The 16,887-nt window shown below is 38.3% G+C and carries 14 protein-coding genes and 1 pseudogene; 2 read left to right on the top strand and 13 right to left on the bottom strand.

The window, feature by feature from the left end; translation table 11 throughout:
- Positions 1-20 precede the first annotated feature (20 nt).
- Positions 21-863: an AraC family transcriptional regulator gene (locus C7N65_RS03515; protein WP_105993093.1), complete on the top strand. Its 843-nt coding sequence runs from the start codon at positions 21-23 to the stop codon at positions 861-863.
- A gap of 66 nt (positions 864-929) precedes the next feature.
- Here C7N65_RS03515 and melB read toward each other — a convergent pair whose 3' ends face one another.
- The 4 genes and pseudogenes from melB to C7N65_RS03495 all read right to left on the bottom strand — a co-directional run bounded on the left by melB (position 930) and on the right by C7N65_RS03495 (position 6,866).
- A complete protein-coding gene (melB, locus tag C7N65_RS03510) occupies positions 930-2,327 on the bottom strand; it encodes a melibiose:sodium transporter MelB (RefSeq protein ID WP_105993092.1) in 1,398 nt (465 codons plus the stop codon).
- A 237-nt stretch (positions 2,328-2,564) separates the two neighbouring features.
- On the bottom strand, positions 2,565-4,628 hold the full coding sequence (locus tag C7N65_RS03505; protein WP_199790646.1) for a heavy metal translocating P-type ATPase: 2,064 nt from the start codon (positions 4,626-4,628) through the stop codon (positions 2,565-2,567).
- A gap of 103 nt (positions 4,629-4,731) precedes the next feature.
- Positions 4,732-5,626 (bottom strand): annotated as a pseudogene (locus C7N65_RS03500) (VOC family protein).
- 148 nt (positions 5,627-5,774) lie between these two features.
- Positions 5,775-6,866 (bottom strand): metal ABC transporter solute-binding protein, Zn/Mn family, encoded by a 1,092-nt coding sequence (locus tag C7N65_RS03495; protein ID WP_105993091.1) that lies wholly within the window; start codon positions 6,864-6,866, stop codon positions 5,775-5,777.
- 345 nt (positions 6,867-7,211) lie between these two features.
- Between C7N65_RS03495 and C7N65_RS03490 the strand changes: the two genes are divergently transcribed.
- Positions 7,212-7,493: a GNAT family N-acetyltransferase gene (locus C7N65_RS03490; protein ID WP_105993090.1), complete on the top strand. Its 282-nt coding sequence runs from the start codon at positions 7,212-7,214 to the stop codon at positions 7,491-7,493.
- Positions 7,494-7,564: 71 nt separating this feature from the next.
- Here the strand turns inward: C7N65_RS03490 and C7N65_RS03485 are convergent, their stop codons facing one another.
- The 9 genes from C7N65_RS03485 to C7N65_RS03450 all read right to left on the bottom strand — a co-directional run bounded on the left by C7N65_RS03485 (position 7,565) and on the right by C7N65_RS03450 (position 16,712).
- The gene (locus C7N65_RS03485) at positions 7,565-9,346 is read right to left on the bottom strand and encodes an ABC transporter ATP-binding protein (protein WP_105993089.1); all 1,782 of its coding nucleotides are present in this window, start codon (positions 9,344-9,346) and stop codon (positions 7,565-7,567) included.
- On the bottom strand, positions 9,330-11,126 hold the full coding sequence (locus tag C7N65_RS03480) for an ABC transporter ATP-binding protein (protein WP_105993088.1): 1,797 nt from the start codon (positions 11,124-11,126) through the stop codon (positions 9,330-9,332). The genes C7N65_RS03485 and C7N65_RS03480 overlap by 17 nt, the downstream gene beginning before the upstream one ends.
- A gap of 41 nt (positions 11,127-11,167) precedes the next feature.
- Entirely contained in the window at positions 11,168-12,166 is a 999-nt protein-coding gene (locus C7N65_RS03475; RefSeq protein ID WP_105993087.1) for a D-2-hydroxyacid dehydrogenase, read from the bottom strand.
- A gap of 166 nt (positions 12,167-12,332) precedes the next feature.
- Positions 12,333-13,004 (bottom strand): NAD(P)H-dependent oxidoreductase, encoded by a 672-nt coding sequence (locus tag C7N65_RS03470; protein WP_105993086.1) that lies wholly within the window; start codon positions 13,002-13,004, stop codon positions 12,333-12,335.
- 79 nt (positions 13,005-13,083) lie between these two features.
- Positions 13,084-13,614 carry an NAD(P)H-dependent oxidoreductase gene (locus C7N65_RS03465; protein ID WP_105993085.1) on the bottom strand — a complete coding sequence of 177 codons (531 nt, stop codon included), beginning with the start codon at positions 13,612-13,614 and terminating at the stop codon, positions 13,084-13,086.
- Between the two features lie 74 nt (positions 13,615-13,688).
- Positions 13,689-13,865, bottom strand: coding sequence for a hypothetical protein (locus C7N65_RS12600; protein ID WP_162912115.1), 177 nt, complete (start codon positions 13,863-13,865; stop codon positions 13,689-13,691).
- A 178-nt stretch (positions 13,866-14,043) separates the two neighbouring features.
- Entirely contained in the window at positions 14,044-14,934 is an 891-nt protein-coding gene (sdaAA, locus tag C7N65_RS03460) for an L-serine ammonia-lyase, iron-sulfur-dependent, subunit alpha (RefSeq protein WP_105993084.1), read from the bottom strand.
- Positions 14,935-14,947: 13 nt separating this feature from the next.
- The gene (sdaAB, locus tag C7N65_RS03455) at positions 14,948-15,625 is read right to left on the bottom strand and encodes an L-serine ammonia-lyase, iron-sulfur-dependent subunit beta (RefSeq protein WP_105993083.1); all 678 of its coding nucleotides are present in this window, start codon (positions 15,623-15,625) and stop codon (positions 14,948-14,950) included.
- Positions 15,626-15,668: 43 nt separating this feature from the next.
- Positions 15,669-16,712 carry a PTS sugar transporter subunit IIC gene (locus tag C7N65_RS03450; RefSeq protein ID WP_105993082.1) on the bottom strand — a complete coding sequence of 348 codons (1,044 nt, stop codon included), beginning with the start codon at positions 16,710-16,712 and terminating at the stop codon, positions 15,669-15,671.
- Positions 16,713-16,887: the final 175 nt, after the last annotated feature.

Below are 16,887 nucleotides of genomic sequence, written 5' to 3'. Positions count from 1 at the left end.
AAGAAAGAGAGTTGAAATATGTGCAAGTCTTCTGGACGAAATTTAAAAAACTGAGTTATGAAGCTCAAGTCGATGAGTGCGGCATGGAAAAATTATATGCCGGCAACGGCTTTGAGTACACCGTCACCAAACCAGCTGTACTCCATATTGTCACTCAAGGCAGAGGTACGTTCATCGTTGATGGTTCAACTTATTATTTAAAAGAAGGAGATATCTTCTTACTCCTAAAAGGCATGGAAGTAAAATATTATTCTTCCGGCAAAATCCCATGGCACTATATGTGGGTCGGTTTCAGCGGATCGCATGCGCTCAATTACCTGAACCGTTCTACTTTAGCAGATGATTATGTCGATCAAAATCATGACACATCTGACTTGTTTAAACTCATTTTCAGAATCTGTGTCCTCGCTAACAGCATCATCACAGAAGAATCTCATGATATCCTGCTTAACCAGCACTTGCTAGAGCTGTTGTACTTGCTTACGCAGCGTTATCCGAAAGCAATCGAAGTACCCGAACAACTCGCATCGCAAGATTTAAAAGTCGCATTAGAATATTTCAACAATAACTTCAAAAGTCAGCAGACGACTGTAGATCAAGCAGCGAAACTCGCTAATGTCAGCCGCAGCAAATTATTCAAGCTCTTTACCAAACACTTCGGCGTTTCGCCAAGCAAATATCTCAAAGAACTGCGAATGGGCTATGCCACACATGAACTGACCTTTACCAACAAGCCGATTTATGAAATCGCTTCGGAATTGGATTATGCTCAATCTGTCCCATTCACCAAAGCATTTACTGCGCACTTCAATCTCTCTCCTTCTGCCTACCGTGCAGAGAAATTAAATCATAAAAATTCATAAAACCATGCAAAAGCAGTGACCTGATTAATGTATTAATCCATGCGCACTGCTTTTGTTTATGGCTTTTTATAATTCGCGATGAATCGGTTCGCGTCCTTCTCTTTTACGTTTGTATTCTAACGTTTGTTCAATGTCTTTCAAGAAGTCGCCTTTTAAGTTGAAGGCTTTATGATAGAGAATACTGCAAATAATGATAAAGAAGATAGGTACACCGATCATACCGATTCTGATACCCCAAATCGTATCTGTTGTTTGTTCTACGTTTGGTACATAACCGATCATCGAAAGTCCGACACCCACACTTAAACCTGCAAAGGCTTGTGCTAATTTTACTAAGAATGTTTGTGTAGATGTGATGACACTTTCGTTTCGTTGACCGAATTTTACTTCACTGTAATCAATAACATCCGCAAGTGCAACTGTATTGATACCGACTAATGTACCTGTACCAAAGCGGATACAAGCACCACCGATAATGACCCAAATCGCCGCATGCGGTGCAATAAATCCAGCCGCTAAAATAACTACAAGGCCGATTATAATTCCGAATACCGCATAGTTGAAGACGGCACTGCGTCCGAATTTCTTAACAAGGTATGGGAAGATGAGCAATGAACCCATTTCCATTAAAATCATAGTGTTGAAAACTGAGAATAAGTTTTCTACACCCGCTACATATTTAAAGTAATACAAGATAATACCGTTGATCATTTGCCCGCATAAGTTGAATGCTAAAATCACACCGATAATCGCAAGCAGCTCTTTATTTTTGAATAAAATACGCCAAATGTCTTTAAAACGGATTTTGATTGCGTTCTGTCTTTCGATTTCTGTATCTTCATGTACGCAGAAGACTGTAATTCCGATAGTAATCAAGAACGTAATACTGCAAATAATCGCAAGTGCGAAAATACCTGCACCTGTGAAAGGTTCGCCTAACCAACCATCAAGTTTATAGATAAACATTAACCCGAAGCTTCCGATTACGAATGCCGCAAAGCTTGCGAAGAAACGCGGTACAACTGCGACTTCTTCACGTTCACGCGGGTTGTTCGTCAAGTTCGGCAGCCATGACCAATATGGAATATCCATGATTGTATAAGTCATACCCCAAACAATATAGATAATTGAAATGTAGATATACATCCCGTTGCCAGGAAAGTTGAAGTTCGTAAATAACAACACTGTGATAACTGCGTTAATTAATGTTCCGATAACCAGCCATGTTTTGAACTTACCGAAACGGTTGTGTGTATTATCAACTACCATTCCCATGATCGGGTCGTTAATTGCATCCCAAATACGTGCAGCGAAGAATAATACGCCGACAAACGCTGGAGACAATCCGACAATATCTGTGATGTAAAACATCAAGAACAGGCTGACAATATTGAAGATTGCGTCTTTTCCGACTGTACCAAAACCAAATGCATACTTTTCAAACTTAGTTAATTTTCTTTCCAACCTTTTCACCTCTATCTAAAGACTGTTATTTCTTAAGCTGTTTTCTCGATATCGTTAAACTTTTACTATACATGTAAACGTTATCATTTTATCTGATACAAAAGAATATCCAAATCGTTCTTTTTGTTATCCAAATGTTTCCAGTTATGTATTTTTCGGTTGTTTTCGAACACTTTTTCATTAAAAAAACACCGTTTCCTAAAGAAACGGTGCAATTGTTAGTACCAACATGACTTATTATTCTTTTTTAACTTTCAACATCATCGCATTCACTGCGACAATAACTGTACTTAATGACATTAATACAGCACCGACTGCAGGCGACAGCATGATACCTATAAAGGCTAAAACACCTGCGGCAAGCGGTACTGCAATAATATTATAACCAGCACCCCACCATAAGTTTTGAACCATTTTGCGCATAGTCGCTTTTGATAATTGAATGAAATACAACATATCCATCGGATTGCTTTTCACTAAAATAATGTCCGCAGAATCAATTGCGACATCTGTACCTGCGCCAATGGCTACACCAATATCTGCACGTACAAGACTCGGCGCATCATTAATACCGTCGCCGACCATCATGACCATCTGATTGTCTTCTTGATAACGTTGAATAATATTTTCTTTATCCTCCGGCATTAATTGTGCATATACCTCATCAATGCCGATTTGTTGTGCGACAGTATGTGCAGCTTGTTCGTTATCCCCCGTCAGCATAACAACTTTGATGCCAGCATCGTGCAAGGCTTTCACCATATCTTTAGAGCTTGTTTTGATTTGATCGCCTTGTGCAACAATACCTGTCACTTTGTCATCAATAATTAAATAACTGACAGATTGGCCTTCTCTTGCCAATCGATCGAAAGTCTCTTGGTCATAATCCAATTGATGAGACTGCAAATAAGATACACTGACGACTTTAAGGTGGTGATGATTCATTTCACCTTCCAAACCGACACCCGGCAAGTTATGCACATTTTCAGCTTCAGGTATGTCCAAGTCTAAATCAGCAGCTTTATTCAATATCCCTTCGGCCAGCGGATGATTAGAAGATTGTTCAATCGCCGCAAAATAAGCTAAGACTTGTTCATCTGAATAATCTTCACTCAAACTTTGATAATGATTAACCGCAAAGTTGCCTTCAGTTAATGTGCCTGTTTTATCCATCATGACAACATCCAGATTTTTCACTTTCTCTACCGCTTCACGATGTTTAATCATGACACCATGGCTTGCGCCTAATGATGTTGAACGCGCCACAACGAGTGGAATAGCTAATCCTAACGCATGCGGACAAGCAATTATCAATACCGTGACAAGACGTTCTAACGCAAAGTCCACACTGTGTGTAAGCATCAGCCAAACCACAAATGCGATAAACCCGACAATCACCGCAAAGTAGAATAAATAACCTGCGACTTTATCTGAAAGCAATTCTGCTTTGGATTGGTCTTTTTGAGCATCGCTGATTAGCGTCATCACTTGGTTAATATAGCTTGATTCTCCGACAGCAGTGACTTCTGCTTCTATCGTACCTGAACCATTCATGGCGCCGCCGATGACTTGATCATCCGGTCCTTTTTCGACTTGTTTCGCTTCACCAGTCACCAGCGATTCATCAACGCTTGTTTTCCCTTTTTTGATAATACCATCTGCAGGTATGTTTGAACCTGCTTGTACTTCAATGACATCACCAGTTTTCAAATCCTGCACAGGTACTTCTTTACGTTCGCCTTGTGCATCTATCACAATCGCTGTGCTCGGCAAAAGGGCTGCCATTTTTTCTAATGCGTTGCCGGCATTACCGACTGCTTTCATTTCAACCCAATGCCCTAAAAGCATAATTACAATCAGTGTCGCAAGTTCCCAAAAGAAATCCATAACATGTGCTTCAGCATGCACGATATGGTTCATCGCAAATGCGTAAAGACTATAAAAATAAGCAACCGAAATCCCTAGCGCTATAAGCGTCATCATTCCAGGTTTCTTTTGTTTCAATTCATCTTTCGCACCGCTTAAGAATGGCTGGCCGCCATAGATAAACAAGGCAGTCGCTAATATAAGTACCAACCATTCAGAAAATGGAAATGTAAATTGGAATGGAAGTTTAATTCCCATCATCGGCGATAATAAAATAATCGGTATCGCCATAATCAATGACACAAAAAATTTCTTTTTAAAGTCACCATGATGATGCATGTGATGCATACCGCCGCTGTCATGATGATGGTGTTCATGATGTTGATGTTCATCATGCGGCATCGTATGTTCATGGTGTGTTGAATGTTGAGCCATTGACGTCACTCCTTTCTAGTTACATTCTTAATATACCCCTTATAGGTATATTTAATCATAAAAAAAGTGCACAATGCCCTAAGACATTGCACACATTTGCGGTTTAAAGTTCTAATGGTTTAAGGTTTTGTGTTAATTCTTCACGTCGATCTTCATATTGCGGCGGAATTTGAAGATGTTCACCCATTGATTCAAATGGTTCATCTACCGCAAAGCCAGGTCCGTCTGTAGCCATTTCAAAGACAATGTCGCCTTTTTCTTTAAAGTAAATTGCTTTGAAGTAATGGCGGTCTTTAACTTCTGTTACAAAATAGCCGTTATCTTCCATGTGTTTTTGCCAATCTAAATGTTCTGCTTCTGTTGGAATAGACCATGCCACATGGTGGACTGTACCGACACCGAATAAGCCTTTTGGTAAAGGTTGTGCTGCCATGATGATTTGATGTTTTTCTTCGCCTTCTGTTTCTAAATGAATTTTAGAAGGATTTTCACTAACTACATTCAAGCCCATATCATCGACTAAAGTACTGCGTGTACCTTGCGGATCAGAAGATAATAATTCTGTACCATGGAAGCCTAAAATTGCATTATCTTCAGCTTCTTCTTCACCTTCTACTAAACTCAAGAGCTAAACCGTGCACATCTTTAAATTCTAATGTCGCGTCATCAAAGAGACCTGAAATTTTAGTTTCGATGCCTTTATCATTCAAATGTTTTTCCCAAGCATCCATTGAACCTTTTGGAATTCTGAATGCGATACGGCCGACTTGTCCGCTGCCGACACGGCCTTTGTGCTGATTAGGCCAGTTGAAGAATGTCATAACCATACGTTTATCTTCATCTTGTCTTGAGAAGTAAAGGTGATAAACACCAGGGTCATCAAAGTTCACTGTTTGTTTAATTAATTGCAATCCTAATACATCGCGGTAAAAATCTAAATTTTCTTGTGCATCCCCTACAATTGCGGAAATGTGATGAATACGTTTAATATTTTCCATAAACGAAAAACCTCCTCTGTTCAGTATAATTATTATACTTACTTTGTTAATGCTATTATATCACAAGTATAATTTTTATACCACTCTTTTGTTTAAAAAAATACGCACTTCCGATTTAACCGGAAGTGCGTAGATTAAACGTTATCGATTAGTTGTCTAAAGCTTTTTTAAGAGACTCGATATTTTTCTTCATCAATGATTGATAAGTAATATCTTTATCTTTCGCTTCATCTTTAGTTAATACAGATAAGTTGTGGAATGGTAATGGTTTAGTGTTTGTTTCTTTTCTGATGATGTCAGTCACTTTAGAACTGATATTTTGTTCATATAATACATATGGTTGTTTTTCTTTTTTGATGTCAGAAACAAGTGCCATTAATTCTTTTTGAGATGGTTCATCGTTATTCATACCGTTAATACCTTCTTGTTCGAAGTCATAACGTTTTGCTAAGTAAGCTAATGAATCATGAGAGATAATAACTTTATCGCGTTTTTTGTTTTTAGAAACGTCTTTTAATTCTTTATCTACATCATCGATGTCGCCAACTAATTTTTTATAGTTTTTCTCGTAGTAATCTTTATGATCAGGGTCTTTTTTAACAAATGCGTCTTTGATTTCTTTCGCAAATGTTTTGTCTGCTACTGGATCTAACCAAATATGAGGATCATATTTGCCGTGGTGGTGATGGTGTTCGCCGTGTTCTTCGTGTTCACCATGTTCATGATGCTCACCATGTTCTTCATGGTCACCGTGCTCTTCATGGTCGCCGTGTTCATGATCGCCATGTTCTTCGTGTTCACCGTGTTCGTGCTCATGTTCATGTTCTTCGCCTGGAAGAATTGCGCCTTTGTCTAAGCCTTTAGTCAATTCAAGAACATTGTCTTTGTTTTTAACTGTTTTCGCAATTTTACCTGCTGCTGGGTCCATTTCTTTGTTTGTATAAATGAATAAGTCGCCTTTAGAAATGTTCATGACTTCTTTTTGTGTTGGCTCAAAGCTATGTAAGTCTGAACCTGGCGGGTAAATTGATTTCACATCTGCGTATTTACCACCGATTTGATCCGCAAAACTTTGGAATGCGAATACTGTAGTATTAACTTTCAACTTGTTGTCTTCACTGACTTTTGCGTCTTTGCTGCCTTTATTGCCGCTATCTTTGCTGTCGTTGCCTGAGTTGCCGCAAGCTGCTAAAGCTACAGTTAAGACAAGTGCGAGTAATGAATAAATTACTTTTTTCATCTTAAAAAGGTCCCTCCAAATCGTAATCATTATGGTTTAAACTATACCCCTAAATACAGGTAAATGCAATGGTATTCTACAAATCTTTTAGATTTCCAGAATTCTGAAATTTTTATTACTGTAATTTATAACAAATCTACTAGCCCGTTCACGATTCATATAACCTATAAAGCAAAAAGTATTCTAATTAAAAAGGAATCAACTGTTTATTATAATTGTATTTAAGAAAGCGTTTTCATTAAAGAAATGATAAATTTTGTGTAATAACCCTTGTTTCCTCCCCTTCCTATTGTGTACCATTTAGGTAGGAGTTTGACTTAAAAAATAAATAAAGAGGGGTTAACTATGACAGATATGAAACAGGGCGACCATAAATTCTTTATGGGGGAAGAAAGTGCACCAAGTGCCATTATCGAATTCAGAGAGGAAAATGACAATGTCATTGATATTTTCCACACTGCAGTCAGCGATGAATTAGGGGGCCAAGGTATTGGGACGAAATTGGTTGAACAAGTTGTAGACTATGCCAATGAAAACCATCTTAAAATTACTGCCAGCTGCTCATTTGCACGACGTGTAATCGACAAATTTCCTGAGTTCAAACAATTCTTAGCTGGAAAAGAATAAGCATACATATATGTAGAAGCACCTAAGGTCGTCTGACCCTAGGTGCTTTGCGATTTTTATAAAATTTTAAATTAACCGTTTTGAAGCAAGAACATATTATAATAAATCCCTTTTTGCGCAAGCAATGATTCATGGTTGCCGCGTTCAACGATTTCTCCGCGATTCAACACTAAGATTTGATCAGCATCTTGAATTGTTGAAAGCCGATGTGCTATCGCAAGTGTAGTACGTCCTTTTCGCATTTCTTTCAATGAATTTTGAATTTGTTCTTCTGTTTCAGAATCAATAAACGCAGTGGCTTCATCTAAAATTAAAATTTTAGGATCAATCGCCATCGTTCTCGCAAACGCAATCAACTGTCTTTCGCCACTTGAAAAGGCACTGCCCTTTTCAATCACTTTATGTTCATAAGTATCAGGCAATTGTTCAATAAAACGATCTGCATGCACAAACTGTGCGGCTGCTTTTGCTTGTTCATATGTCATCTTCGGATGATATAAACGGATATTCGATAAAATAGTGCCGTAAAAGATAAACGGATCTTGCAATACCAATCCTACTTTATGTTTCAGTTCTGTTTTCGGCAGTGTCTTGATAGAATGCCCATCTACTAAAATATCTCCTTGATAAAATTCATAGAAACGCATGAACAAATTGATAATCGTACTTTTACCTGATCCTGTATGACCGACGAGGGCTACAGTTTCTCCTGGATTTGCGGTAAAGGAAATGTTTTTAAGTACATTATGTTCGCCATCGTAACTGAAAGTTACATCTTTAAATTCTATTTTGCCTTGTGTAATCATATTGTCTTTGGATTCAAGCTGCTCTGGCTCTAATGTATCATTATCTAACAAAGCAAAGACACGATTCGCCGCTACTAAAGCTTGCTGGAAAATATTTAAATTTTGACTGACTTGGTTAATCGGTTCAAAGAAGCGCTGCATATACTGTACAAAGGCATAAACAATCCCTGCAGTTACTGTAGATGAGAAGCTTAATAATCCGAAATAACTTAATATCATCACAGTCGCAAAGATACTCAGCATCCCTATTGCAGGACGCAGCAATAAACCATCTAAGCGAATTGTCTTCAAATTATATTGATAATATGATTCATTAATCTCAGAGAACTCCTTTTGAAGCCGTGCTTCTTGGTTGAATACTTGAATCATGCGAATGCCTTCTATTGATTCAGCAAGCTTCGCATTCAAATCAGACAGCCGCTGTCTTGCTTGTGCAAAAAGCAACGAAGCATATTTACGATACAAGCTTAAAATCAAAATAATAATCGGCATAAAACACAGTGCCATAAACGCTAAACGTATATCTAATATAAACATCATGATAAAGCTTGAAATCACCGTAAACAACGCAGTTAAGAAAGTCGCAAAGACCCCGACAAACATATTGACAATGGCCTCTGTATCGTTCGTCAAACGTGATACAATACTGCCGCTAGGTACCTCATCAAAGTACTTCATTCCCAGTTTGCCGATTTTCTCAAATGCGTCGATACGCAGTTGCTGAATAATCTTAAAGGCAAAGTTTTGGAACATATAAATATTAATATATGTTGTGACGGCACCGATTAATTCTACACCAATAAACAGCACAATCAGCCAAGTGATTTCATGTTGCGGGAAGTGTCTCGGTGTTAAATAATCATCGATAAACACTTTTACTAAATACGGTGTTAGGACACTTGCGGCAGTAGAAATACCAAGCATTAAAAACGCAGCCGCAATCAGCCACTTAAACGGAACCGTATAACGCATTAAACGAATTAATGTCCGCCATTGGTCGCTTGCGCTAAGTTGATGGTCAGTGTGTGCTTTATGTTGTTTCGCCATGAGGATCATCTCCTTCCTCACGCGCAGCTTGATCTAAATCTTTTGTCAGCTGCTCGCGCAATTGCTGCGATTGGTAGGTTTGATAATACCAGCCTTGATTGTGCATCAGTTGTTCATGTGTACCTTGTTCTGCGACTGTACCGTCTTCCATAACAATGATTAAATCTGCATGACTGACTGCACTCATTCGGTGTGCAGTAATAATATTCGTTTTGCCTTGTCTGTCATGATGCATATTGCTTAAGATTTGTTCTTCTGTCGCAGCATCTACTGCTGATAAAGAATCATCAAAGATAAGCACAGGAGGATTATTGATTACTGCACGTGCAATAGAAACACGCTGCTTTTGACCGCCTGATAAAGATACACCGCGTTCTCCGACAATCGTGTCATACCCTTTAGGGAAATGGATAATATCTTGATGAATGTCACTGAGTTCAGCTGCTTGTTTCACTTGCTGGTCTGATACATCAGGCTGTGCAAAAGCGATATTTTCGCGAATCGTAGTAGAAAATAAAAAGTTATCTTGCGGTACATAACCGAACATGGCACGCAAATGCTTGATTTCATAATCCCTTAGAGGTCTTTTACCATAAGTAATATCTTCTGGTCTTTGTGTATCAAACTCTCTCACCAGCAGGCGCAGCAATGTGCTTTTACCCGAACTTGTACGGCCGACAATACCGACTGTCATGCCTTCTTCAATCGTAAAGCAGACATTTTTCAATGCTGGCTGTTCTGCATCTGGGAAAGTAAAAGATTCGATTTGGAAACGAATGGTACCAGAAGGATAACCTTCTACCTTGTAAGACAAATCTATTTCATTTTCTGCATCTAAAATATCGCTGATACGTTCATAGGAAGCATGTCCTCTTTGGATGACATTAAAGAAGAATCCTAGTGCCAGCAACGGCCATACCAGCATACCCAGATAAGTAGTTGTCGTGATTAATTGTCCTAATGTTATCGTGTTGTTGAAAATCATAAAAGAACCAAAGACAAGTGCTAAGAAATAACTGGTACCGATAACCAGCATAATCGTCGGATCAAATAATGCATCGATTTGAGCTACCTTTAAGTTCTTTTTCACCACGTCATCGCTGATACGTTTGAAATCTTTTTGGTCGCTTTTTTCATAGCCCATCGTTTTAGTTACTTTTATACCCGCAATACTTTCTTGTGTTTTATCATTCAGCCGGCTGAATGCTGCTTGTGCTTTCTTAAACCCTTTACTCATCAATCTGCCGTAATAACTAGACAATATGACGAGTACAGGCAATGGCAGCATCACAATCAAGGTCAGCTTCCAGTTGATTGTAATGGCCATGGTTACTAAGATAGAAGTTCCTGTAATCATTGAGTCCCCAATCATTAACACACCCGGTCCAGCAGCACCTTGTATCGCATTAATGTCATTAGTCGCATGGGCCATCAAATCACCTGTTCTGCGGCGTTGGAAGAACGACGGACTCATCGATGTATACTTTTCATAAAGACGGTTGCGTAAAATTCTGCCTAATTTGTTGCTGGTACCGAAAATCAGCACCCGCCATGTATAACGCAGTATGTAAATCATGACAGCCGCACCTGCCAAAAGCAGCATATACATTAATAACTGGCGCCCAGTTAAACGTTCTGATGCGATAGCATCTATCGTTTTACCGATAATTTGAGGCGGAATTAATGAAATCAACGCAATACCAAGCAAGACAATCAAACCGAAAAGGTATTTGAATTTTTCTTGTTTGAAAAACCAGCTCAACTTCATAAACACTTTCATAATGAACATTCCCCCTTTCTGAAAATTGGTTCACGTACTTGTTAATTTACTCTGTGCTGTGCATCTCCTGTATTCAATACTTCCATCGTACTATTCAATCCGCCTTCCGCAAGATTTTTCACAGCTTCATGTGTAAAGAATGCAATGTGCGGAGAAGCTAACACATCGTCGCGTCGGATTAATTCCAATAAATTTTCATCTTCGATTGTTTGTTCAGAAAAATCTCTGCGGTAATAATGTGCTTCATTTTCATACGTATCAATCACAGCACCTGATACTTTATTGCTGTTTAATGCATTAAGCAATGCCTCAGTCTCTACAACGGTACCGCGTGCCGCATTAACTAAGATGACACCATCTTTTAATTGTTTGAATACAGATTTATCAAACAAATGATATGTTTCTTTATTGCCCGGTACATGGAGCGAAACGATATCCGCTTCTGAAATTGCCTCAACTAATGTATCTTTATAATCTACAATATTTTCCAGTTCAGGATTTCTGACTGGATCATAACCGACAACTTTGCATCCAAAGCCATTAAATAATCTTGCAGTAACACTGCCGATACGTCCGATACCTACTACTGCGACCGTTAAATCTTTAACCGGACGCGAAATTAATGGCTGATCCCATACGAAGTTATGCTGCTGCATACGTTGTTGAATCAAAGGCACTTGTCTGACAAAATACAATGCCCCTGTCACCGCAAACTCAGCAATGGAACTTGGCGAATAGCTCGGTACTGTCGTAATAATCAAACCATGCTTTGAAGCTTCCTCTAAATCATACATATCAAAGCCTGCACTGCGCTGTGCAATTTGTTTGATACCGTAACTTGCTAAAATCGGATAGAAGTCCGAATTAAAAGGTCCGTTATGAGATAAAGAAAGGCCGTCATACCCTTTCACTGTTGCGATATTTTCTTTTGTCATCGGTCCGCTCTCATAATCAACTTCAATGTTGTCGTGTTTTGCGACCCAATTTTCAATTGCCGGCACTTCGTAAGGTGCCACGTTAAACATTTTAATTTTAACCATTTTGACACTCCTTTATGTATTCATTCTATGAAGCAAGAATAAAATAGATTGACAGCTTTAATTATAGCAAATTTGCACCTATAACAAACACAAAATTCTGATAATTTATATTGTATAACTGAACAAAATAAAAGACCTGAGCTGCTTAACCCAGGTCAATAAAATATTATTCAATCCATTCAATGACGTCATCATATGCTTGACGTGTTTTGCCGCGTTTAGGTTCATCTGCACGATAACCGAATGCGACCATTACTGAAGGCAAGAATTCATCTTCATTCATAATGCCTTCATCAGAAAGCAATTGTGTGACCTCTTTCATACCGAAACCTTCAATCGGACATGAATCTACACCTAAGAACGCAGCAACAGACATCATATTGCCTAATGCAATGTAAGTTTGTTTGCTGGCCCAATCCCATAATGAACGTTCGCTTTCATAAAGGTTCAAACTGTCATTTTGGAACGCTTCATAACGTTGATTCATATCGTCTAATATATCATCTGGTACATTTTTAATCTCTTTCATAATGTGTGTTAAGTACTCTGTACCTGGACGTACGTTTTTACGTGCTAAGATAATCACAAAGTGAGAGGCAGTATCTAATTGGCCTTGTGCACCCCATGAAACTTCTTTTAATTTTTTGCGCAATGTTTCATTTTGAACGACTAGGAAACGCCATGGTTCTGAACCGATAGAACTTGGTGACAGACGTCCTGACTCAATAATTGTGTGGAAATCTTCTGAGCTGATTTTTTTATCTGGGTTGAAACGTTTTGTCGCATGTCTGAAATTGAATGCGTCTAAAATTTGTTCGCGTATCGCTTGTTGTTCCATTAATATTTCGCTCCTCATCATATGTAGTCACCTAATAGTATAATGGAGCCTATCAAGAGACTAAAGGAAACTGCTTAGTTTAATACGCTGAGAATTGTTCAAGGAAACGAATATAATCTGCCGTATTTCCTGCTAATTCTGATTTATTATTAATCTTGTCTGTTTCATATATCGCATGAATGTCGAAGAATTTTCCTCCGACTAAATGTACAACACCGATAATCGGCGAACAAATTTCTTTTAATGTAAATCCGATAGCATTATCTTTTTGATAATGGACTTTCGGCTGTCCGCATGACACTGCTAAAGCGAAACGTTTTCCTTTTAAGCCGTCCGAATCAAAATCAAAGTCTCCTGAATAAACTTGATCGAACCATTCTTGCAAGAGCGGCGGATAATTCAACCAGAATACAGGATACTGAAATACAATATGGTCATATTGCGCTATGAGATGTTGTTCTTTTTCCACATTAATTTTGCCGTTAGGATATGCTTGATACAAATCATGTACATCCACTAACTCAGATTGCTGTTTTAGTTGTTCCTTCCAGGCTTGATTTACTGTGCTTTCGTTTAAGTTGGGATGTGCAATAATAACGAGTATTGACATAACATTCATCCTTTCAATGAAATAAAAAATGAGATGCCCCCGAAGTCATCTCATTTAGAAAGTTGCTGATTTTGTTATTCCCCTTTTATCTCCATCATTAACTTAGTGTAATAGAATAAGAATACAATGATCATACTGATTGACATAGACTTCAATAAGTTATTCATCATTGTCCCGATATCCGTCAGATAAAATGTGATAGCTGAGTTAATGATGAAAGCTACAAAAATTAATAATAATCGAGTTATCATATCCCATCATCCCCTTTTGACTAGTTTACCTATAAAAGGGATAATTTGCAATATAAATTTTGAATTTTGTGAAAATTTATAAGTGAATAAAGAAAAACACACAACCTTTTAGTGATTGTGTGTTTCTCAAAAACCATTAATCCATCTTTTAAATGGAATTTACATATTTTAGTAACAATTATGATTTAACTTCAGAGTCTCCGAAGATTTTACGTTTAATTGCTTCACCTGTAGGTGTACCTGCTAAACCGCCTAAACCAGTTTCACGTAATTCAGCTGGTAAGTTACGACCTACTTTGTCCATAGCTTCGATAACTTCGTCAACTGGGATACGGCTTTCCACGCCAGCTAATGCTAAGTCAGCTGAAATTAATGCGTTGCCTGAACCAATCGCGTTACGCATAACACATGGAATTTCTACTAATCCTGCAACTGGGTCGCATACTAGACCTAAAAGGTTGCTGATTGCGATTGCTAAAGCATGACCAGATGCTTCAGGAGAACCGCCGAATGTTTCAACTGCCGCTGCTGCTGCAATTGCTGCTGCTGAACCTACTTCAGCTTGGCAACCGCCAGTCGCGCCTGCAACACTTGCGTTGTTTGCTACAACACGTCCGCAGATTGAAGCTGCAAATAAGAAGTCTACCATTTGATCTTCTGTAAGATTGTGTGATGCTTCTAATTTGAATAGTGTACCTGGGATTGTACCCGAGGAACCAGCTGTCGGAGTTGCACAAATGATACCCATTGCTGCGTTAACTTCGTTTGTCGCAACTGCGCCCATAACCGCTTGCATCATTTCTTTACCAGCTAACGCATGGTTGTTATCATTGTAGTTTTTGATTTTAATGGCATCTTGGCCAGTATACCCTGTAACACTTTTTACGCCTTCGCCAGTTGTCCCTTTTTCAACTGCATCGCGCATTACTTCTAAGTTTGTTCTCATTTGTTCGCGGATTTCTTCACGAGATTTACCGCTTAATTCCATCTCTTCTTGAATCATAATTTCTGAGAATTTCATATCATGTTCATTCGCATAATCTATGATCTCTTTAATTGAATCAAACATACATTACACCTCTTTATTTTATATATGCAAAGTTTAAGTCGCTATACTTTTCTCTTAATTTATTCAGTACGTCTTCTGATAAAGCTTTGTTTAAATGCAATGCCATTAAACAGCCATCAGGATTAATTGTTTTAATTTCTTCGTTGATGTCTGCACCATGTTCGATTAAATCGTTAATTAAGTGGTTGATTGTCGCATTATCTGTTGGTCCATCGATTTCTAATAATGGTAAACCATGGTTCATTAGAATACATTGACCATTGACATTAATGCTTTTAATTTTAATTGTACCGCCGCCGATTGAAATACCGTTTAATTCAATGTGGCGATCTCCTTGTTTTGCTTTGATTAATGCACAGTTAGGGTGTTCACCTAAGCTTCTGCCTGTTTCTTCAATGAAACGAACACCGATACCTTCGTCTTTTGCGATGTCTACTGCGTTTTTAATACGTTCATCGAACGTACTGTAACCAAGTAAACCTCCGATAATCGCAACATCAGTACCGTGACCTAAATGTGTTTGTGCGAACGATTCATAATAATGAACTTCAATATCTTCTGGTTCGCCTTGCAATACCATTCTTGCTGCGTTGCCTATTTTAACTGCACCTGCAGTGTGTGAACTTGATGGTCCCATCATTACTGGACCTATGATATCAAATGCGCTTTGGTAGTCATGTTTACGTGCCATAGCGTAATGTCATCTCCTTAATCTCTTTATAAGAAATGTTCTATTAATTTGCTTCTGACGGTTGAGCTTTTTTACCTGGTAGTTTGTCAGTAATTTTCTTGAAGTTGATTTTTTGGATTACTTTACCTAAAATCCAGCCAAGAATGATACTTGTTACAATAACAGCTACGATTGTAATAGCTGATGGAATAGGTTTGTTGAATCCGAATAATACAATAGCACCAGCTATTGGTGTTGCCATTCCCGTTACATTGATAACTAAACCTGCAATAGTAACGATGATCGCGTTAAACATACCGACAATGGCGTTTGCGCCATAGAGTTGAATCGGATACTTCGCTATCGTATCAATTTGTGTTAATGGTTCAACTGCAACAGCGAATGCTTTACCTAAGCCGCCGATTTTAAGTGTTCTGAATAACATGAAGTTAACGAATGATGAACCTGTACAAGTTAATGCACCGATTGCCATTGGAACACCTGTTAAGCCTAATAGACTTGTTAATACCATAGAACTTAATGGTGTCATACCTACTACTGGAACGATTAAACCTAAAATAACTGCAAGTGCATATGGATTGTTGTCACCAACTGCTGTAATCGCACCACCGATTTGTCTTAACACAGCCATTACTCCTGGTGAAATTAATCCAGCGATTCCGAATGTTAATGCCGGAGCCACTAAGATCACTACAATCAAGTCTAAGCCCTCTGGTACCTTTTTCTCAATTAATTTAATTACGAAGCTGACTAAGTAAGCTGCGATAAATGCAGGCAGTAATTTTTGATCGTGTAATACTAAACCGATGATTACTGCGAAAACAGGTGAGATACCCATTTTCATACCTGTTAAAATACCTACTGCGATACCGCTTAAACTCCCAGCCATATCTCCTATTCTTTGGAAGAATTCAATGTGAAACACACCGCCGATTGCGTAACTTAAGAATGCTTGCGGCAAGAATGTCGCACATGCAGCACCTGATAGTGCTTGCAGCCCCTGTTTACCATAAGGAGCAAACTTTAAGAATAAAGACATTGCTAATAGGACTAGCAATAACGTCCCAGTTCCTAAAATAATATCCATGCCAAATGACCTCTTTTCCTACTATATATTTAATTTTCCTACCACCGACATCATACTACCTTTGATGAAGCGTTTTCAATAGCTTAATTATATTAATTGTGAACATATTGCGAATAATTTCACAAACTATTTAATTAGGTTATAATTACTCTGTTTTTTTGATATATATTCCTAA

The organism is Staphylococcus simulans (assembly GCF_002994445.1).
Lineage (GTDB): Bacteria > Bacillota > Bacilli > Staphylococcales > Staphylococcaceae > Staphylococcus > Staphylococcus simulans_B.
This window is presented reverse-complemented; position numbering and strand designations above follow the sequence as displayed.